This window comes from Ruegeria sp. AN11 (assembly GCF_056536005.1).
In genome coordinates this window covers 864,331-883,137 of record NZ_JBQFJD010000002.1, presented here as the reverse complement: position 1 = coordinate 883,137, position 18,807 = coordinate 864,331, and the positions used below count along the sequence as shown (strand labels likewise).

At 60.5% G+C, this 18,807-nt stretch carries 19 protein-coding genes; all 19 read right to left on the bottom strand.

Annotated features, from left to right (window positions below):
* Window positions 1-11: 11 nt before the first annotated feature.
* Window positions 12-914 (bottom strand): FAD:protein FMN transferase, encoded by a 903-nt coding sequence (locus ACR3EQ_RS23890; RefSeq protein WP_480492350.1) that lies wholly within the window; start codon window positions 912-914, stop codon window positions 12-14.
* The gene (locus ACR3EQ_RS23885) at window positions 911-1,426 is read right to left on the bottom strand and encodes a nitrous oxide reductase accessory protein NosL (protein WP_170614012.1); all 516 of its coding nucleotides are present in this window, start codon (window positions 1,424-1,426) and stop codon (window positions 911-913) included. The genes ACR3EQ_RS23890 and ACR3EQ_RS23885 overlap by 4 nt, the downstream gene beginning before the upstream one ends.
* The gene (locus tag ACR3EQ_RS23880; RefSeq protein WP_170619359.1) at window positions 1,423-2,244 is read right to left on the bottom strand and encodes an ABC transporter permease; all 822 of its coding nucleotides are present in this window, start codon (window positions 2,242-2,244) and stop codon (window positions 1,423-1,425) included. The genes ACR3EQ_RS23885 and ACR3EQ_RS23880 overlap by 4 nt, the downstream gene beginning before the upstream one ends.
* The gene (locus tag ACR3EQ_RS23875) at window positions 2,241-3,134 is read right to left on the bottom strand and encodes an ABC transporter ATP-binding protein (protein WP_170614010.1); all 894 of its coding nucleotides are present in this window, start codon (window positions 3,132-3,134) and stop codon (window positions 2,241-2,243) included. The genes ACR3EQ_RS23880 and ACR3EQ_RS23875 overlap by 4 nt, the downstream gene beginning before the upstream one ends.
* Entirely contained in the window at window positions 3,124-4,380 is a 1,257-nt protein-coding gene (locus tag ACR3EQ_RS23870; protein WP_170614009.1) for a nitrous oxide reductase family maturation protein NosD, read from the bottom strand. The genes ACR3EQ_RS23875 and ACR3EQ_RS23870 overlap by 11 nt, the downstream gene beginning before the upstream one ends.
* Before the next feature lie 2 nt (window positions 4,381-4,382).
* On the bottom strand, window positions 4,383-6,290 hold the full coding sequence (nosZ, locus tag ACR3EQ_RS23865; RefSeq protein WP_170614008.1) for a TAT-dependent nitrous-oxide reductase: 1,908 nt from the start codon (window positions 6,288-6,290) through the stop codon (window positions 4,383-4,385).
* 16 nt (window positions 6,291-6,306) lie between these two features.
* Complete coding sequence (locus ACR3EQ_RS23860; RefSeq protein WP_480492349.1) at window positions 6,307-8,484, bottom strand: 4Fe-4S binding protein; 2,178 nt, start codon at window positions 8,482-8,484, stop codon at window positions 6,307-6,309.
* Window positions 8,475-8,939 (bottom strand): DUF2946 family protein, encoded by a 465-nt coding sequence (locus tag ACR3EQ_RS23855; protein ID WP_480492347.1) that lies wholly within the window; start codon window positions 8,937-8,939, stop codon window positions 8,475-8,477. Before ACR3EQ_RS23855 ends, ACR3EQ_RS23860 begins: the two co-directional genes overlap by 10 nt.
* An 89-nt stretch (window positions 8,940-9,028) precedes the next feature.
* Entirely contained in the window at window positions 9,029-9,292 is a 264-nt protein-coding gene (locus ACR3EQ_RS23850) for a hypothetical protein (RefSeq protein ID WP_170614006.1), read from the bottom strand.
* Window positions 9,249-10,772: a nitrite reductase gene (locus ACR3EQ_RS23845; protein ID WP_170614005.1), complete on the bottom strand. Its 1,524-nt coding sequence runs from the start codon at window positions 10,770-10,772 to the stop codon at window positions 9,249-9,251. The genes ACR3EQ_RS23850 and ACR3EQ_RS23845 overlap by 44 nt, the downstream gene beginning before the upstream one ends.
* Window positions 10,773-10,848: 76 nt before the next feature.
* Window positions 10,849-12,063, bottom strand: coding sequence for a heme d1 biosynthesis radical SAM protein NirJ (gene nirJ / locus ACR3EQ_RS23840; protein WP_170614004.1), 1,215 nt, complete (start codon window positions 12,061-12,063; stop codon window positions 10,849-10,851).
* 3 nt (window positions 12,064-12,066) lie between these two features.
* The gene (gene ahbB, locus ACR3EQ_RS23835) at window positions 12,067-12,561 is read right to left on the bottom strand and encodes a siroheme decarboxylase subunit beta (protein WP_170614003.1); all 495 of its coding nucleotides are present in this window, start codon (window positions 12,559-12,561) and stop codon (window positions 12,067-12,069) included.
* Entirely contained in the window at window positions 12,558-13,007 is a 450-nt protein-coding gene (locus tag ACR3EQ_RS23830) for an Lrp/AsnC family transcriptional regulator (RefSeq protein ID WP_170614002.1), read from the bottom strand. Before ACR3EQ_RS23830 ends, ahbB (ACR3EQ_RS23835) begins: the two co-directional genes overlap by 4 nt.
* The gene (ahbB, locus tag ACR3EQ_RS23825; protein WP_170614001.1) at window positions 13,004-13,993 is read right to left on the bottom strand and encodes a siroheme decarboxylase subunit beta; all 990 of its coding nucleotides are present in this window, start codon (window positions 13,991-13,993) and stop codon (window positions 13,004-13,006) included. The genes ACR3EQ_RS23830 and ahbB (ACR3EQ_RS23825) overlap by 4 nt, the downstream gene beginning before the upstream one ends.
* Before the next feature lie 3 nt (window positions 13,994-13,996).
* Window positions 13,997-15,142 carry a cytochrome D1 domain-containing protein gene (locus tag ACR3EQ_RS23820; RefSeq protein ID WP_170614000.1) on the bottom strand — a complete coding sequence of 382 codons (1,146 nt, stop codon included), beginning with the start codon at window positions 15,140-15,142 and terminating at the stop codon, window positions 13,997-13,999.
* Entirely contained in the window at window positions 15,139-15,426 is a 288-nt protein-coding gene (locus ACR3EQ_RS23815) for a c-type cytochrome (RefSeq protein WP_170825200.1), read from the bottom strand. Before ACR3EQ_RS23815 ends, ACR3EQ_RS23820 begins: the two co-directional genes overlap by 4 nt.
* Window positions 15,427-15,499: 73 nt before the next feature.
* The gene (cobA, locus tag ACR3EQ_RS23810) at window positions 15,500-16,261 is read right to left on the bottom strand and encodes a uroporphyrinogen-III C-methyltransferase (protein WP_170613998.1); all 762 of its coding nucleotides are present in this window, start codon (window positions 16,259-16,261) and stop codon (window positions 15,500-15,502) included.
* Window positions 16,262-16,462: 201 nt separating this feature from the next.
* Window positions 16,463-16,870 carry a plastocyanin/azurin family copper-binding protein gene (locus tag ACR3EQ_RS23805; RefSeq protein ID WP_170613997.1) on the bottom strand — a complete coding sequence of 136 codons (408 nt, stop codon included), beginning with the start codon at window positions 16,868-16,870 and terminating at the stop codon, window positions 16,463-16,465.
* Window positions 16,871-16,922: 52 nt separating this feature from the next.
* Window positions 16,923-18,710 carry a NapC/NirT family cytochrome c gene (locus ACR3EQ_RS23800; protein ID WP_170613996.1) on the bottom strand — a complete coding sequence of 596 codons (1,788 nt, stop codon included), beginning with the start codon at window positions 18,708-18,710 and terminating at the stop codon, window positions 16,923-16,925.
* Between the last annotated feature and the right edge of the window lie 97 nt (window positions 18,711-18,807).

The following is an 18,807-nucleotide window of genomic DNA, read 5'->3' as shown; positions in this document are numbered from 1 at the left end:
AAAAGTTGTGATCAGATCATCATCTCGATCCGACTGCCGGGAAAGCGGTCCAGCACGGTATCAACCCGCGTCTTTGGGATCAGGCAAAGGGCTGTGGAAAGACCATCTGCAATCGCCGCTCGGGGGGCAGAGACCGAGACGGCCCGGTGCAAGGGCTTGCTGCCGTCCGGGCTAAGGATGTGGCCCTGACCGCGCATCAGCATCGAACCTCCGGGTGCAGAAGTGGCAACCGCCCGGTCGCTGATCCCGATCCGTTTCAGAACCGCACCGTCTGGCCCGGCCAACCCGACACGCCAGTGGCGGCCATCCGCGTTGGCGCCTATGGCTGCGATCTCGCCCATGTCCACCAAAACGTTCCCAAGGCCCATGGACCGCAACAGATCGGCAATACGATCTGTTATCGCCCCCTGCGCTATTCCGTTCAGGGTCAGAGCCGACACACTGGGTTGTGGCAGAAGAATACGATCTGCCGTCACTGTGACTTGGTGCCAGCCGACCAATTGCCGGGCCGAGCTGATCACGCTTTCATCGGCACCAGAGGCCAAGGCAAGCCACAGAGGTTGAACACTCGGATCAAACACCCCACCCGATGCGTCATGCAGTGCCGAACACAGGCTGAGCACGTTCAGCAACTCCGGCGCGGGAGCGGTCAACATCCCATCACGGTTCAGCCTGCTCAACTCGGAATCCAGGCGATAGAGGCTGAAAATGTTCTCAAGCCTGTGCAGTTCCGCCTCGATGGCAGAGATCACAGGACGGGCCTCGTCATCGGTCAGACCGGACAATTGCAGGCTGGCACGCGCGCCCAGTGCGGTGCCGCGCCAATGGGCGACTGGGGCAGCCTTTGCTCCGGCGGGCAAGGCCATGCAAGCCGCGGAAATCGACAGGAAACGGCGACGGGACAAAACGGTCATACGGGGGTCTCCAGATTCAGGTCCAGATCGACGGGCCCCAGAACCTCGTCAGCCGGGATGTCGGACAGGGGCAGGGCGGTGCCGCCATACCGATTGATAAAGTCATCGGCGTCGGCGGGATCACCAAAAGGAACAACCTCGCGTGCGCCCATGCCGCCGGCGACGTTGGCCCCGACCACAAATGTCGCGCCGCCGGCGGCGATCCAGTTGGAGATACCGGGTTCCCGCCAGTTTACCGCGATGCCCATGTCACTGACATAGACGGCGGTGATCTTGGCATCGCGTTCAGGGCTTTTCAGATAGGCCACCATGTCGCGCACCTGCGCAAAAAAAAGCGGCGCGGGGTAGCCATCCAGATGGATCTGCCCCTTGGGCCCACCATGCTCGGCGATGTTCATCTGGCAAAAGAAACTCAGCGCATCCGGGGTCAGATCGACCGGATCGGGGACGACAGCGACCTCTTCCTTGCAGGCGGCCAGAGCAATCAGCGCAATCAGGCACAGGCGTTTCACGGCTCGACCCTCCGGAATGCCGCACGGGCAAGGGCAAAACCGATCAACGGCCAGAGCAGCAGCGACGCGGGTGCGGCCCAGACGGGCAGGGCCTGCGCTGCACCGGTCATGCCGGACGCCATAGCGACGCCTTCGGTCGCGGCGATGTTCCACAGACGGAATGCGTCGGCCGGGTTGGCCACCATCACCCATGGAAAGACGGATTGGGTGAAGGTGCCGCCCTTGTCCATGACGACGGCCCCCAACAGGCCCAGATCATAAAGGACGACAAATACCAGCCATAGCCCGGCCGACAGACCTGCCGCCGCCGTGGACCCCTTTGCCAGGGCGGACAGCAGGTATCCCAGCGCCAGAAAGACAGCGCCCAGAAGCATGGATGTAAGGATGAGGCGCGCCAGCGCCATCAGGCTTTCCGGGCCTGCGCCACCAAAGAAGGCGGCGACGGCGCCAGCGGTTCCGAAACCGACGGTCATGGCAAAGGCCAGGGCGGCCAGATGGGCGGTGAACTTGCCTAACAGGATTTCTCCGCGCCCCGCCGGGTAGGACAGCAGCAGCGACAGGCTGCCGCGGTCCACATCGCCTGCGATAGCGTCGAACGAGATCATCAGCGCCAGCAGCGGCGCCAGGTAGACTGAAAGCGTTGTCATCGAGGCGACCGAGACGGTCAGCATGTCAACGCCCAACGTGCCGGTCGGGGCGCTGCCTGCAAAGGTCAGGGCTAGCGCGAACAACACCATTATCAACGTTGCCACCAGCAGCCAGCGGTTGCGGCGCAGGATCAGCATCTCGGTGCGGGTGATGGCGAGGAAGCGGGTCATAGCCTCTCCTCCTGTGCATAATGGCGATAGAGGTCTTCCAGCTTGGGCGGGGTCATTTCCACATCCGCCACCGCGTCGCCCAACCCGGCGATTCGGCGCAGGGCCTCCATCTTGTCGTCAGATGTACAGAGCAACTCAACGGATGCGCCGTTGATCCGGTTGCCGCCCAGTTCGGCGGCAAGCGCTTCAGGGTTGGCGCTGGCGCGGACCCGCAGGCGTATCGGAAGTCCCGCCAGGGCGGACAGGTTGGTCAGCGTATCGTCGGCCACCATCCGGCCCTTGCGCATGATGGCAATGCGGTCGGTACGCGCCTCGACCTCGGTCAAAGCATGCGAGGCGATCAGGACCGCCGTGCCTTGCGCCGCCAGTTCGTCGATGATGGCGTAGAGATCCTGCCGAGAAATCGGATCCAACCCCGATGTCGGCTCGTCCAAGAGGGCCACTTTCGGCCTGCCCAGAAGAACCTGAGCCAGACCCAGACGCTGCCGCATCCCCTTGGAATAAGCGCCAATCCGGCGGTCGAGTGCATCGCTCAGGCCGACGCGTTCCAGCAGACCGGGCACATCGGCTTTGGCTCCGGACAGCTTGGCAAACAGCGTCAGTTGCTCGCGTCCGGTCAGGGCCGGGTGGAAGGAGACCGCTTCGGGCAGATAGGCCGTCTCGCGCCGAGCTTGTGCGCTGCCGGGGGCGGCATCCCCGATCCGAATGGCACCACCATGGATAGGTGTCAGTCCGAGAATGGATTTGATCAGGGTTGACTTGCCCGCACCGTTATGGCCCAGCAACGCGACGCGCTGGCCGGGGGCAAGTGACAGGGTGATATCGTCAAGAACGCGGGTTTTCCCTCGGTCCTTGAGTACATGGTCGATTGACAGGGCCTTATCCGTCATGAGGCACCTTTTTCATAGCTGGGGGTTCAGGGGCTTGCATTAGCGGGTTGCTGTCCATCACACCGCCCGGCAGCAGGGCCGGGAATGCAGATTGGGACCAGCGCACCAACTGCACGGCAGGCGAGCCGAGCAGCAATTTGGCTGAGGGTTGGGTCCACAGCACATGGTCCATCGAGTCATTGGGGCGATAGGGGGCATCGGCGATACCGTTGCCATCCACATCATACGCGGCGAAATCGGACCAGTAATTGCCGCGCCCTTCTTCTGACCACTCGACCCATTTGGTCGAAACGTATTTCACCTGTGTCCGGTTACCGACAAAGGCGTTGCCGACGATCCGATTGCGCTCGGACCCAGCGGTAAAGTGGATGCCGATGCCGCAACCTTGGAACCAGTTGTCGGTAAATTCGTTTTTGTTCGAGTTATAGAGGAAGGTGCATTTTTCCTTGGCACCTTTCACCACGTTTCCGGTGATAACGCTCTTGTTAGCGTAGTTCAGCATCACGCCATGTTCCCGGTCACTGATCGAGACATTGTTGGCGACGGTCACATTGGTCGTGAACATCACCGCATAGCCCAGATCGTTCCCGATTGAGACGTTGTCGCTGACCACCGAATTGTCGGCATACATGTAGTGCACGGCAAATCGAAGATCGCGGAACAAATTGCCCGTGAAGGTGTTCTTCTTGGACGAGTTCACAAAGATCCCATCGCGGCCGTAGCGAATGTCGTTGTCTTCCACCCGCGCGCCCGGCGCGTTCCAGACGTAGACTCCATTGCCACGGTCGTTCATCCGCTGGTCCAAACGCCCTTCGATCCGGTTACCACGCACGATGCTGTGCTTGGCCCCGTGAATGTCGACGCCATAAAGGTTGCCCAGCAATACGTTATCCTCGACCACTGGCGCATTGGCCGTTTTGGTCAGCTGGATGCCACTGTCGATTCCGTCATGGTCAGAACCCGAGCCGACCACCGTCAGCCCGCGTACCGTTACGCCCGGCCCGGTCACGGTAATGACGCTGCCGTCGCCTTGCCCGTCGATGGTGGCCTGGCCCTGCCCGTCGAGGGTAACGGGCCGGTCCAGAACCAGTGTTTCAAAGTATACGCCTGGGCTCAGGCGGAGGGTGTCTCCATCCGCCGCCTGCGCCAGTGTTTCGTTGATGGCCCCCGCCCGGTTGGGCACATCCCAGTCCGCCGCCCAAAGGGGCGAGCCGAGCAGGAGCGGTATGAGCAGGGACCAACGCATCGTTATGCGCTCCGCGGCTCAACAAACATCCGGCCGCGCATTTCCATGTGCAGCGCGTGGCAGAACCACTGGCAGTAATACCAGTGCACGCCCGGACGGTCGGCAATGAAGGTGACCGAGGCGGTGGCCTGAGGTGCGATCTCCATCGCGACGCCGAAGTTCGAAAGGCACAGACCGTGGGTCACATCATCCACGTCATCCAGGTTGGTGACATAGATGGTGACTTCATCGCCCTGCTTGACCGTGAACTTCTCCATGCTGAAAACGGGCGCGGTCGAGGTCATGTAAACGCGGACCTTGTTGCCGTCACGGATGGGTTCTTCGGCCCCTTCCTCCAGATCGACACCGTCTGCCGCGGCCTGCTGGCGCGCTTCTTCCCACATCGGGTCGTTGCGGTCCCAGACATTGACCGGGTTCACCTTCGACCGGTGCACGATGATCGAGTCGTGCGGTTCCGCAAAGGTCGGGCCGTCGTGGACCACTTTCATCTTGTCGCCCGAGATGTCGATCAGCTGCTCGTTCTCGGGCTTCAGCGGACCCACGTTCAGGAAGCGGTCTTTCGAGAACTTATTCATCGAAATCAGCCACTTGCCGTCCGCCTCGGCCGTTTCGCCCATCGAGGTCGAGTTATGGCCGGGCTGATAATGCACATCCACCTTGTCGACAATGGGATCGACGTCCGCACCTGCATAGGCTTCGATGGCCTTGGCGATGTCCCATTTCACCACCTGGCTGTCCAGGAACAAGGTGGTATAAGCGTTGCCCTTGCCGTCGAACGCGGTGTGAAGCGGGCCAAGGCCCAACTGCGGTTCAGCAACGATGGCGGAACGCGGATCGGCATTGTCAGCAAACAGCGCGTCGACTTTCTCCACATCGATCACGGACACTGTCGGCGACAGCTTACCGTTGATCATGATGTGTTTCTTGTCGGGCGCGGCGTTCACACCGTGCGGCGAGTTCGGGATCGGGATATAGCGGGTCAGGTTGCCGCCAGCCTCTTTGCGGCCGTCCACGACCTTGACGCCGTTCAGTTCCTGATAGTTCCCGGCGGCCACGGCCTCTTCGATGCCCTTGAGGTTGAACACGACCACGTGGTCCAGCTCGTTCTCGGTCATCTCGGCAAGGTTCATACCCATTTCCGAGTTGTACGAGGTCGAGAAGGCGTATTTGCCCTGATAGTCGCAGTCGGTGTTGTCGAGGTTGCCCGACACCATCACCTGCCACGCGATCTCCATCGTGTCACCGTCGATGGCGGTGAAGATGTTCACGTATTGCGACGGATCGTCGAGAATCTGACCATCGTTCACCAGCGGCGCTTCATGCTCACCATTGGCAAAGACGTAGCCGGTGCGCGGGTATTTCTGCGGACGCAGGCCGTGGATGTCATGCGCGTTCGGGATCTCGATGATCTTGTCGCATTTCATCACGTCACAGCGCACACGGGCGACACGGGTGTTGGCCTTGTCATTCATGAACAGATAGCGGCCGTCATAGGTGCCATCGGTGAAGGACATGTGCGGGTGGTGCAGGTCGCCGTTGTCGTAAGTCACCTTGCCGTTTGCGGCCAGGAATTCCTTGGTTTCGGGTAGCAGGCCCTCGGTCAGGATTTTCAGTGACTCGTTGGTCTGACCCCAGCCCGTGGCCGAGCAGCGGTTGAACACCGGAACCCGCATCAGTTCGCGCATGGACGGCACGCCCATGATGCGCAGTTCGCCGGTCTGGCCCGAAGACCAGAAGCCATAATACTCATCCAGTTCGCCCGGTTCCAGCGCGGCATTGGCGGCAGCACTGGCTTGCTTGGCCGTCATCAGGGTCGAGCCCAGACCGGTCCCGGCGATCACCGCGCCGGTGGCGGTTGCCCCCAGCATCCCGCGGCGTGTGATGTTCAGTTTGTTTTCATTGTCCGACATGATCGTTCCTCCTTTTTTAGGAAACGGATTGCGGTTTGGCGTTCGGATGGTTCGCCGGTGGTTGTCCGAGAGGGGTCTTGAGGTTGACCGACCCTGTCTTGGCCCGCCGTTTTAGCTGGCGGATAACGACGGGACATTTCGTCTCGGACTGATAGAGCACCTGGCAATGCAGACAGGTGACGCACTCGTTCGGGTTGATCTCACCTGTGGGGTGGATCGCCTGAACGGGGCATTCGTTGGCGCAGGTCTGACAGGGGCTGCCGCAATCGGGGTAACGGCGCAGCCAATCGAACATGCGGATACGGGCAGGGATCGCCAGCGCTCCGCCCAGCGGGCAGAGGTAGCGGCAGTAGAACCGTTCGATGAACAGCCCGATCCCCAGCAGGGCCAGCGCAAAGACCACAAAGGGCCAGTCACGCATGAATTTCAGAATGATCGCGGTCTTGAACGGCTCGACCTCGGCGTATTTCTCGGCCAGCGGGATCGAGACAAAGCTGATGCCGAAGAGAACGAGGAAGATCATGTACTTCGCAGGCCAAAGCCGTTCGTTCAGGCCCCAAGGCAGGGTCCATTGCGGAACCTTCAACGCGCGCGCAATCTTGTTGGACAACTCCTGTAGTGCACCAAACGGGCACAGCCAGCCGCAATAGGCCCCGCGCCCCCAGAACAGCAGCGCAGCGGCGACAGCGAACCACTGAATGAAGACCAGCGGGTCCAACAGGAACGCGTCCCAGGAAAATCCGGTCCGCAAGCTTCCGGCCAGTGCCATCAGATTCACCACACTCAACTGCGCATTGGCGTACCAGCCAATGAAGAACAGCGTCATGGTCAGGTATCCGATGCGGAACCAGTAAAAGACGCGCGCGTTCATGGTGGCGTGGAACTGGAAGAAGAAAGTCGCGGTCAGCACCAGCAGCATGACGATCAGAACGCCGATCTCAACGGTGCGGTCCTTCCAGATGCGTTGCCACAAGGCGGCCTTGGCAGCGGCTTCGCCGGTGGCATCATCGACAACAACGGGGGCAGCGACGGGCAGCAGGTACTGTTCCGGCAACTTGTAGCCCAGGTCGAAGGTCAGAAAGGTTTTTTCGACCGCACCCACGGCGCGCTGCACCAGCAGTTGCAGTCGGAAGGGTGCGGCGGGGTCAAACTCGGCGTCGGCCGGGATCTTGAAGATGTCCAGCTCGGTGAAACTGGGCGCGTCAGAGGCTGCAACTTCCCCCAAACGCCGTTGTTGACGGTCGAAAAAGCGGACCGATCTGTCACCCTGGATCAATTGAATACGGTCAAAGATGCCGCCACGCACATAGCCCGAGCCTTTGAAACTATAGGCGCCGCGCCCCAATACCAGAATGGCCTGCTCGCCTTCGTCCAGCCAGTTGATCAGGTTCTGGTATTCGGCCTCACCCAGCAGCGACTTGCCGATGGACGGCACCGAAACCAGTGCCACGTGCATGTCGATGAAGGTATCATCGGGTTCGCCGGGTTCGGGGCGTCTGATGGCGCGCTGATCTCCGGTGGCCTCGAAGGCGGCATTCACCTGGCCGATATCCAGCGTCATCCGCCGGACCGAACCGTCGCCCGAAAGTGTCGTCCAGTCGAAAACAGCATTCTGCGCCATGTCGACTTCGCGTTTCGGTCCATCGGCCTTTACCGGAGACAGTCCACCCAGCCCCAACGCGCGCGCCACTTTGATACCACCACGCACAAGGCTGTCGTCAATCACCATGATCGTCACGGTCGCGCCCGAGATGATGTCCAGGTCATGCCCTTCACCGCCGGTTTCGGCCTCACGCTTGAGGTCCAGGCCGGCATAGCCTTCGGTCAGCTCGACCATGCGCGAATTGGGGATGCCGATCAGAACGATCGGTTCCGAGTGTTTGACCAGTTTCACACCGGTCAGAACCGCGTCACTGTCGATGGCCGCCACCACGTGAATGGGTTTGCCGGAATAACCGGTGGTGCCGACGAAGTCAGACGTCAGGAAAGCCCAGGCAACCGTTTCGCCCCCCTTCAAAACCGGGGCAACGGGTATGTCATCGCGGACCGGACCAAAGGCATCGGCTGCTGGAACCAGATCGGCAGGAGCAATTTCGGGCAGAAAGCTGGCGAGGCTGTCGGCATGCGCGCTGATCGCCATCAGGCAGGACAGGGTGAAGGCCAGCAGGAAATGGATTGCGCGACTTACGACCATGGCGCACCTCCGAATACTTGGGTGGATGCCATGGACGCGCGCAGGGCGCGTTCAGATTCTTCTTTGGTCAAATGCGGGGGACCCCGGGTTTCGGGCCATAGCCATTTCGGGCTGTGCAAATCGCACAGGCTCTGGTTCGCAACGTGGACAAGCCGCACATCTCCGGCCTGCGCGACAAGCGGCAGGTCTGGCAGCGGCGCTGCCGTCGTCACCGCGCAAAGCGCACAATCGGCGCATTTCGGACAGGGCGCGGTCGGGTCGTCGGTATCTCCTTCCAGATCAACCTCAACCCAGACCGCCCCTGCCTCCGAGCAGATCTCGATCCACATGCTGTCGCCGGAACTCGCCAGTGCCGGGCCAAGCATTTGTAACAGCAACAGGAATATGCCCACCAAACCGCACACCGCGCGGGACACGCGATCAAACAGGCTATGCGGAGGGCGGAAGGTGGGCATTGAGAATCCAACTCGGCGTTCTTTCCCGAACCCTATGGGATTCTCTCAAGCAGAAACTTGACTTAGGTCAGGTCCGAGAAATTTTGCACCTATTCATCGGCCTCGTCCATCAACCCGCGCAGCCAGCGCCCGGCCAGCCATGTCGCTGGAATCCCTAAAGGAATCGACCAAAGGATCGCCGGAACTGGTTCAATCGCGCCGAACCCGGCGCTGTGCAGGATCAGGCCAAGCAAAAACAGGTTGATGGCCACGGTCAGTGCGGTGGCCGGGTACAGCAGTATGGCCAGTTTCCAAACCGACCATCTGCCCTCAGTGGCTGGTGCCTTCCGAGAAGGTGATCTTGTTCCAGACATTGTATTTCCCCGAAGGTTTGCGCATCGGCAGACGGCGAACTTCCTCCAGCGTCTGCGCATCATAGACGATCACCGCGCCGTCATCCTCCCAGATCGAAACCAACGCATGGCTGCCGTCCTTGGTAAATTCCACGTGGGCCACGGTTTCGCCCGGAGCAGGTCGCAGAGTCTTTATGATTTCAAGGCTTTGCTTGTCGATGACATGCATCGCGTCCTTGTTGGGTCCAAAGAACACGTCGGCCCAGACGTAGGGTGAGTTCTCATGGCTGCGCATGAAGAACCCGGGCCCATCGGTCTTGATCCGCTTGACGGTTTCCCATGTCTGCATGTCGATCACCGACACGGTGCCATCGGTCAAATGTGGAGTGGCCATCACGGTTGTATCACCGTGCTGCCAAGTGATGCCCGACCCCAGATGCGGCATCCCCGGCAGGTCCAGATCGGCCACTTTCTGACCGATGACCAGGTCGATCACCTGCCCGCCTTTACCATCGCGGGACGCACCCATGACGTATTCGTAGCTCTGATCGAAAAAGAAGTCGTCCAGGTAGTCCGGCGTCGTGATCTTGCGCACCGGGAAGGGGTCAGGGTTCTTGAACTGCCCTTCGATGCGGAAGTCATGACCCAGCCCGGATTGCGGCGGGTTGGCGCCATAAAAGACCTCCCATATCTCGGGCACATCTTTCAGCGCCAAAACAAAACTCTCGCGCGGCGGAGCCTGATACACGGCCGAAACACGGCTGCCCTTGCCCTTCTTGCCTTTGATCTCGATGACCTTTGCAACCGACAGATCCTCTGTCGACAACAAGGTCAGGGTGTTGGGCAGGTAATTTGCCACGGCCACCCATTTGCCATCGCCTGACATAGCGATGTTACGGCTGTTCAGGCCGGCGCGCGCACGACCCACCTGTTTCAACGCCCAGATGTCATATTTCTGCACCCAGCCGTCGCGCGACATGATGAAGACATATCGCCCGTCGGGGCTGAACTTTGGCCCGCCATGCACGGCAAAGGGTGTCTCGAACCGGTCGAGAACCTCGAAAGTGTCACCATCCAGAACGCTGACATGGTGATCGCCAGTTTCAACGACCAGCGTGATGTTCATGGGGTCACTGTCCCAGACAGGGGCATCAACCGATGTGTAATCCTCGTCCAGAGCACGGCTGGCCATAATCTCGGCCTCACCCCATTCCGGGTCGGTCTCCAGCGGCGATTTCAGCCAACCTGCCAATTCCTCGATCTGCAAGGCGTCAAGCTCATGCGAAAACCCCGGCATCTGTGTCGCCGCCCGCCCTTCGGCAATTACTGCGGCAACACGGGGGCCGCGCATGCGTTTCAAGGTCTCGGGGATCAGCGCCGGACCCACACCGCCCAGACGGCTCTCACCGTGGCACGATGCGCAATGCTCGGCATAGTCTGAAGGCGCATCCGCCCATGCCGCCCCGACACTGAGGATCGAACACAAGACCCCGATCTTCATCTTTTTACAAATACTCCCGCCGGAGGCTTCAGAACTCACCACCCGCACAGGTGCTGGGTGAACAGAACGCCCATTATCAAAAGAACTGATGCGCCGGATCATGACGTTTCCCCCGGAACGGCGTGACCTGCAGACGTTCGCCCGCGTCGTCCACGCCGATTTCTTGATTTGACAGATAGCAGGCCGGATCTTCGGCCCAGGGATCGCCGGTCAGTTGCAAGGCGCGAATGCGGGTGTTGCCGCCACACACATCCTTCAGCTGACAGGCGCCACAGCGCCCCTTCAGCGGGCGGGGGCGCGTGCGCAGCATGGCCAGCATCGGGTCATCACTGGTCCAAAGTTCTGAAAACGATTTTGTCTTCACGTTGCCGACCGTGTAGTCGGACCAATAAGTGTCGGGATGCACGCGACCGAGATTGTCGATATTGGCAACACCCAGACCGCTGGAGTTGCCACCCCATGCGGCAAGATGTTCGCGCACATGCGCCTCTTTCTCTGCATCGAAACGCGAACGTACCCAGTTCAGAAAATACCCGGCATCCGCGTCGTTGTTGCCGGTGACGATATCCAGCGGTCGCCCTCCAGAGGCCGCCTCCCATGCGCGCTCCAACAACAGGTCCAATCCCTTGCGGGTGAGCAGATGCTCGGCATCCTCGCCCCGGTTCTTGTCGCCACGTCCGGCATAGACCAGGTGGGACAAGTAGAACTTGTCCACTCCCTCGTCGTCACACAGTTTCAGCAGGTCGGGCAGGTGATGCTGGGTCCCTTCGGTCAGGCAAAAACGCAGACCAACCTTGATGCCGCGTTTCTTGCATTCACGTACGCCGCGCAGGGCGTCGGCAAAAGCACCCTTGACCCCACGGAACCAATCGTTCGTGGCCCCGATCCCGTCCAGCGAGATGCCGACATAGCTGAACCCCACATCGGCGATCATGTCAGCGGTTTCGTCGTAAATCCGCGTTCCATTTGTCGACAGCGCCAGCATCGGCACCAGATCGCGGGCGCGTTTCGCGATGTCGAAGAAGTCGAACCGGTCCAGCGGCTCCCCACCCGAGAGGATCAGGGCCGGGACGCGAAACTGGCCCAGATCCTCAAGGGTAACCATGGCTTGCTCGTGGCTGAGCTCACCCGGGAAGGCCACATCCGCCGAGACGGTGTAGCAATGGCGGCACTTCAGGTTGCAGCGCCGTGTCAGGTTCCAGATCACCACCGGCTTCACCGGACCCGGACGCCGTTTGCGCACCGGCGTCGGATTGACCAGTTGATGCATGTATTCGGTCAGGCGGAACATGTTTCAGCCTTTCAATTGCTCTTTGGACTTCAGACGCAGCCCGGTTTTTTTCAGGATGCGTGTAGAATAAAGGATGTCTTTGGCGCGGCAGGCGTCGCCCAGAATGGCCGTGATTTCTGCCCGCTTTTCTTCGACCTCGGTCCGGTCCGAACCATGGACCATGGCAAAAAGGTTATAGGGCCAGTCGGGCAGGGCGCGCGGGCGTTCATAGCAGTGCGTAACATAGGGCAGCGCGCCGATTTCTGCGCCCAGTTCGGCAACACGGTTGTCGTCCACATCCCACACGGTCATTCCGTTCGACGTCATGCCCAGCTTGTAGTGGTTGGGTGCCGCAGCGATACGGCGGATCACCCCGCGCGATTTCAGACCCGCAAGCCGAGAAAGCAAGGCGTCTTCGTCCATGCCCAGGGTTTCGGCCACACTGGCATAGGGGGCAGGGACCAGCGGCAGGCCGCCTTGCAAAGCCTCAATGATCTCTCTGTCTTTTGCGTCGATCATGCTGCCACCCGGAAGCCTATGAAAAATTCCTGTAGTTTGGGGAACTGCAGGACGGCGATCCCGGTTTCCCTTTCGATTGCCTCGGCCGCTGTTGCAATCCCTTCAGGTGTTTCGGTCGCCAAAACGAACCACATGTTCAGCCGGTGCGTGCGTTCATAATTATGGGCCACCTCGGGGTGCGCATTGACTTTGGTTAGGACGGCTTCGAAATTCTCGGGTTCAACAGCCATGGCACAGAGGCAAAAAGCCCCCCCCATGGCGGCTGCGTCGAAGAACGGGCCAAACCGGGTAATCACACGCTCTTTCTTCATCCGGGACAGGCGATTCAGCAAATCGCTTTCAGATATGCTCAACGCGTCTGCCACGGCGGCGTAGGGGTTCGGTACCAATGGCAGGTCGTCCTGCATCCTGTTCAGGATTCTGCGATCAATTGCGTCGAGTGTCATGCGGCGGACTCCTTCGGTTGGATCAGCGCGCCGGTCTGTTTGAAGCAGCGGGTCGAAAACAGAACCTTGTGCCGCGCACCGGTCAGCTCCTGAAGCTCGGTCGCGCCAGCCAGCACCTCATACGCTTCGCTCCGCGAGCGGGCGTGGATCATGGAATAGAGCCGATAGGGCCAGACCCCCTCGACCGGATTGCGTTCGTAACACAGGGTGATCCCGGGATGGGCCGCAAGGGCCGGTCCAGCAGTGTCAATCTGATCGGCGGGAAGGTCCCAGACGACCATCGCGTTGGCAGACCATCCGAGTGCACGGTGACGCACGATGACGCCCAAACGCGAGATGATGCCCGCCTCGTGCAGGCAGCGAATGCGCGTCATTACATCTTCGGGCTCTCGACCCAGCGACCGGGCCAGCGCCGCGTAAGGGTCACCGACAAGTGACAGGCCCGAGCTCAGTGACTGGAGCAAATCACGGTCACCGTCCTGCATGGCCGACCGGTCGATCCGACGCGCGCTGGGAACGCGTCGCGCGCCACCGGACATGCGGAACCCCAGATCTACGTTGAAGGGGCGCACCAGCCGCAGGTCGAGAACGCGAAGTCCGGTTTTTTTTCTGATCCGGGCCAGCGTGTTGTCGACATGTGCGCGATCCGGCCCGGTGGCGACGAACCAGAGGTTCCAATCATCTTCCCGCTGGTAGTTATGGTTCACGCCCGGTTCCGCGTCGATCAGGGCAGCAATCTTTTCAATGCGGTGCTCAGGTGCCGCAACCGCAGCCAGCGTGCTTGCGGAAACCGCGCCGGGCGCGATGGTCGCCCCGACACGCGTGATCCGGCCTGCCGCCCGCATGCGGGCCAGCCGGTCGATCACATCGGCCTCGCTGAGCTTCAGTGTGTCGGCCACAACTTGGAAAGGGCGTTCGGTGACTGGAAAGTTGCGCTGGAAATCATCCAGAAGGTGGCGATCGATCGGGTCGGTGATATGGCACATGGGTTACAGGCCTGTTCTGTGCGCGCGGGCGGTGAAGAAGATGCCCGATGGGCTGTCCGCTTCGATTTCACGCAGTTTTTCAAATGTTTGCGTGTCGTAGATCATGACCTTGTTGGCATCCCGGACGCTGATCCAGACCTCATGACCGCGCGGCGTGAACTCCATGTGCAGTACGGCGGGGCCGGGTTTGAATTCGTGGATGATGTCCTTGCTGACACTGTCGATGACCTGGATTGTATCGTTCAGCGGGTGGGCGAAGTTGACCCAGACTTGCCGCCCGTCGGGCCGCGCCATTGCAAAGACCGGCTGGCCATGGGTTTGGGTACGCCCGGTCTCGGTCAGGGTATCGGCGTTGATCCACAAGACCTCGTGATGGCCAACAGCGGGCAGAACGAATTCACGACCGGTCAGCGCCCAACCTTCAAGATGGGGCATCTTGTAGACGGGCATCTCTTCTTGCCCGCGCCCGTAATCGGGCAGCACGCGGATGGGTTGCGGGGTGTCAGCCCAGAGGTCCAACGCCGTTAAGCCATCCTCGCCAAACAGGCCTGTGATATAGGTCCGGCCATTTGCGGTTATCAAAGCGTCGTAGGGGTTTTCACCCATATCGGGGATTTTGGTGATTTCCGGCGTACCTGAGGAAAAATCGGCTATCCAAGTCTCACCCGTGTCCCACATGGTGAACACGAACCGCCGACCGGGCGCGTCAACCAGGCCGATGGTTTTGCTGCCGGTCGGAATGTCTGCGACCATTTCAAGCGTATCGGCATCGAACACGCGCACGCCGCCGGGTTCATAGTTGGACACTGCCACCAGCGTACCATCGTCAGAGATTGCGCCGCCGATGGCGTTGCCCGCCTGTACAACACGATTGGCAATCTGGCGGGTGACGATGTCGACCTTGGACAGACCTCCATCGCGGCCGAACACGTAGGCAAAACGTTCGTCGGGCGAATAGACCAGCGACGCATGAGACAGATCGCCCAGGCCTTCGATCCGGGCCAGCGCCGTGCGCTCGGATTGATCGACCAGCAGGACTGAACCCTGCGCCCGTTCGATCACCAGCCCGAGGTCGCCGGTGGCGGTGGGTTCCGCCTGCGCAGTGGACATCATGAGGGTTGCGGCAAGGCCGAGGATGAGCTGTTTCATTGTGCCTCCGGTTCCAGCAGGTAGCGAGCGATCCACTCGGCCTCTTCTTCTGTGATCAAGGGGCGCCAGGGCGGCATCGCGGTGTCCGGGATTCCGTCAAGGATGACGCCGGTCAGAACTTCGGCGTCGTAATGTGCAAGAGTTCCCGCACGCAAATCGGGGCCTAGGCCCCCCTTCAAAGACAACCCGTGGCACGATCCGCAATCCTGATGGACAAGCCGCTTCAGAGCGTTGGGGTCCAGCGTATCGGCGGCAATTGCCGAGGTTGCCACTAGCACGGCCATGGTCAGAACGGTGCGCCCGGCCCATCCTGACTGCGGATTATTGCGGGCCGGCGCGGTATTTTGGCGACCTAGCCTAGCCATGAGCCTGTTCCAATAACTCAGCCACGGGTCGCTCGGAATATAGCGAAACGACCTGACCGATGATGAACAGCGTAGGGGCCGCAAGTTCCGCCTGACGCACATCCGCAGCCAACCGATCCAGCCGGGAAACAAGGCGGCGTTCTGCGCGGGTGGTGGCCTTGGCGACGGCCAGAACAGGGGTCGATCCGGGCAGGTTTTCGGTCATCAGACCCATGGCGATCTGACCGATGTTGGCAACGCCCATATAAACCACCAGCGTCGAATCCGGGTCGGCCAGACGTTTCCAGTCCAGATCCAGAACCTTGTCTGCCTGCCGGTGCCCGGTGACATATTGGACTGAGGTCGCAAGGCCCCGATGGGTCAGTGGCACGCCCGTTGAACAAGACGCGCCTTGTGCCGCTGTAATTCCGGGCGCGTATTCGACCTCGACGCCGTGGTCCACCAGATAGGCGGCCTCTTCCGAACCGCGGCCAAAAATCATCGGGTCGCCGCCTTTCAGGCGCGCCACAGTATGGCCAGCGCGGGCCTCTTCCAGCAGGATTTCGTTGATGCGGTCTTGTGGGACAGTGTGGCATTTCGGGGCTTTGCCGACAGGTATGAGTCGTGCCCCTTCGGTGTGCATGGCAAGGATTTCGTCCGAGACCAATCGATCATAGACCACCACATCCGCCTGTTGCAGCATCCGCAGGGCGCGCAGGGTCATCAGCTCCGGATCACCCGGTCCGGCACCAATCAGAAAAACCTTACCGCTCATGTGCAAACTCACTTGTCCTGAATGTCGTCGGAACCCGGTGTTTCCTGCGCGAATCCAGTGTGATTACGGGACGTTGCTGGGTGAACCGGGCGTGTCATGACGGCAGGTTGGCGCATTCGCGGTTCAACCTCCTTGACATAAGTTAAGGAGCGCGGGATTTGCATCCGCGCTCCTTACTTCTGCCCGTATGTCTGCTTCTGCTCAGGGACCTACTGTGATCATTCCGATCATGTTCTGTGTCTCCCAATGCGGACCGCACAGATAGTCCTGCGGCCCCGGGGTGAGGAAGGTCAGATCAACCGTTTCCTCGGGAAACAGCCGGTCGCTTTCAGGTTCGCTGCCGTCTTTCAGCAGCACGCTGTGGCTGGTGCGTTTGTCCACGTTCACCCAGCGGACCGTGGTTCCTGCTTTGACCGTCAGTTCGGCAGGGCAGAAATTGTATTTGTACATCAACACAACTTCGGCGTCCTCAACGGCTGACGATGGTTGGTCGAACAATTCGACATAACGTTCTTCGGCCTCGGCGCAGATTGCGGCTGTGTCTTCGTCGGCCGCAAGCACCGGTGATGCCAGAAACAAAAGTGCAGGAAGAAGTCTTTGGGTTTTCATGATCCAATCTCCTTTCTGAAAGGTCAGGGGCCGGATCCTCCGGCCCCAACCGTTACTGTTTCACCACGTTGATATTCGCGCTGTCGTCGTCCAGCGCGAGGCTGGTGTTCAGCGTCACATGGTGGAACCTCGCACTGGCATAGTCATCGTGGATTGCAAAGCCGACCGTATAGGTCTGCCCGGGTTCCAGCGGCACATCACCCGGCGCACCGGAGTTCAACGGCCGCGTGAACACGACAGTCCACGTTCCGCCGGAAAGCTCGGCCGAGGCGGCGATTTCACCGTCATTGACCACGCGCTGATCCAGCAGATAGCCGTTGGTTGCACTGCCATCAGCATAGACCCGCATCAGGTCAAGATAGGCACCGTCGGCCAGGTATTGCTCAATCTGCTCGGCAGACTGCAGCTTGTCCCAACCACCCAGGGGCTTGCCACCGCGGCCCTTGACTTCAACCTCGGTGCGGCTTTCGCTGATGTATTTGGTCACCGTGTCCTGCGCGGTCAGCCGTCCCGTAACATCACCATTGGCGGCAATGGCATCCGCACCCGGGTCAAAGGGCATGTAGCTGTTGTCGGCGTGACATGAAGCCCAGCAACCCACTTGATCACCCAGTTCAATATCTGTGCCGGTGATCATCATGGCGACCTTGATCTGGTTGTCGGGGTCCATTTTGCCGCCATCAACGAACGGGGCAGGGCTATGGCCCGCATCCGGCCATTGCAGGCGGATATAGAGGTTTTCATCGTCATGCGCCGCCTGAACGGTTGCGTCGATCACCCCACGTTTGCCCGGGATCGGGGTCGGTTCCAGTTCGCCACCGGCAACGATCTTGTTTCCGATGGTGTCCAGTTCCTTGGCGTGACAGGTCGAACACTGATCGCCCCCCTTGGTCAGCGGACGGGCACCGCCGTGGGTCTTGCCGTTTTGCACCCATTCGAACGACGCCTGACCGGGGTAGAACAGTTTCAGGTCCGCACTGGCCACGGCATTCCAGTCGATGTTCGAAGCGACGTCGCTGCCACCGCCGCCCGCAGGCGCGGCCGAGGCCTCTCCCGCAGCGTTGGCGCGTTCTTCCGCCACAGCGGCGTCAACAGCGGCCGCAATCTGGGCCTGAACAGCCTCTTGCTGGGCTTGTTTGGCGGCTTTTTCCGCGTCGGCCTCGGCAGCTTCAAGGGCTTCGATCTTCTCGAGGCTGGCTAGATATTCTGGCGGGATCGGCCGGACAAACGCAGGGTTCGGGGCTTCCAGCTCTTCCAGATACTCGTCGGTTGCACGGTCCCGGATGTTCGAGTGCGCAATCCCCTTGTGGCAATCGATACAGGTCTGACCGGTTTCCATCGCGTTCAGGTGCTGCTGACGGGCGCGGGGTTTCTGGAATTCGGGCATCATCGATTCGAAATCGTGGCAGTTACGGCACTCGCGCGAGTCGGTAGCCTTCATCCGCTCCCATTCGTTCATCGCCAGATGGATGCGTTTGGCTTCGAATTTCTCTGGGGTGCTGATGGTCCCGACCATTTTGCCATAAAGCTCTTTGGAGGCCTGGATTTTGCGGATGATCTTGTGGGTCCAGTCCTTGGGCACGTGGCAGTCTGAACAGACCGCGCCCACGCCGGAACGGTTCACATCGTGGATCGTGCCGGTGTATTCGGTGTAAATATAATCGCGCATCTCGTGACACGAGACACAGAACTTCTCGGTGTTGGTCGCTTCCATGGCGGTGTTGAAGCCGCCCCAGAAGATGATGCCTGCAGCAAAGGCGGCAGCGAGACCGGCCACGGGCATTCCCCACAGGAAATACCGGCGCCAGATCGGTGGTTTTTTATCCGGTTCGGAGGTCATATCCGTGCTCCGTTATGGCTGTCTTGTCAGGCCTTGTGTGGCAGGCCGGTGAGTTTGGCTGATAGGTCAAACGAGGAAAGGGCGGGCGAGGGGCCCG

Coding starts and splice junctions, on each gene's coding strand:
- ACR3EQ_RS23890 (WP_480492350.1), bottom strand. CDS start 914: ATGACCGTTTTGTCCCGTCGCCGTTTCCTGTCGATTTCCGCGGCTTGC.
- ACR3EQ_RS23880 (WP_170619359.1), bottom strand. CDS start 2,244: ATGACCCGCTTCCTCGCCATCACCCGCACCGAGATGCTGATCCTGCGC.
- ACR3EQ_RS23875 (WP_170614010.1), bottom strand. CDS start 3,134: ATGACGGATAAGGCCCTGTCAATCGACCATGTACTCAAGGACCGAGGG.
- ACR3EQ_RS23870 (WP_170614009.1), bottom strand. CDS start 4,380: ATGCGTTGGTCCCTGCTCATACCGCTCCTGCTCGGCTCGCCCCTTTGG.
- nosZ (WP_170614008.1), bottom strand. CDS start 6,290: ATGTCGGACAATGAAAACAAACTGAACATCACACGCCGCGGGATGCTG.
- ACR3EQ_RS23860 (WP_480492349.1), bottom strand. CDS start 8,484: ATGGTCGTAAGTCGCGCAATCCATTTCCTGCTGGCCTTCACCCTGTCC.
- ACR3EQ_RS23855 (WP_480492347.1), bottom strand. CDS start 8,939: ATGCCCACCTTCCGCCCTCCGCATAGCCTGTTTGATCGCGTGTCCCGC.
- ACR3EQ_RS23850 (WP_170614006.1), bottom strand. CDS start 9,292: ATGTCTGGAACAAGATCACCTTCTCGGAAGGCACCAGCCACTGAGGGC.
- ACR3EQ_RS23845 (WP_170614005.1), bottom strand. CDS start 10,772: ATGAAGATCGGGGTCTTGTGTTCGATCCTCAGTGTCGGGGCGGCATGG.
- nirJ (WP_170614004.1), bottom strand. CDS start 12,063: ATGTTCCGCCTGACCGAATACATGCATCAACTGGTCAATCCGACGCCG.
- ahbB (WP_170614003.1), bottom strand. CDS start 12,561: ATGATCGACGCAAAAGACAGAGAGATCATTGAGGCTTTGCAAGGCGGC.
- ACR3EQ_RS23830 (WP_170614002.1), bottom strand. CDS start 13,007: ATGACACTCGACGCAATTGATCGCAGAATCCTGAACAGGATGCAGGAC.
- ahbB (WP_170614001.1), bottom strand. CDS start 13,993: ATGTGCCATATCACCGACCCGATCGATCGCCACCTTCTGGATGATTTC.
- ACR3EQ_RS23820 (WP_170614000.1), bottom strand. CDS start 15,142: ATGAAACAGCTCATCCTCGGCCTTGCCGCAACCCTCATGATGTCCACT.
- ACR3EQ_RS23815 (WP_170825200.1), bottom strand. CDS start 15,426: ATGGCCGTGCTAGTGGCAACCTCGGCAATTGCCGCCGATACGCTGGAC.
- cobA (WP_170613998.1), bottom strand. CDS start 16,261: ATGAGCGGTAAGGTTTTTCTGATTGGTGCCGGACCGGGTGATCCGGAG.
- ACR3EQ_RS23805 (WP_170613997.1), bottom strand. CDS start 16,870: ATGAAAACCCAAAGACTTCTTCCTGCACTTTTGTTTCTGGCATCACCG.
- ACR3EQ_RS23800 (WP_170613996.1), bottom strand. CDS start 18,710: ATGACCTCCGAACCGGATAAAAAACCACCGATCTGGCGCCGGTATTTC.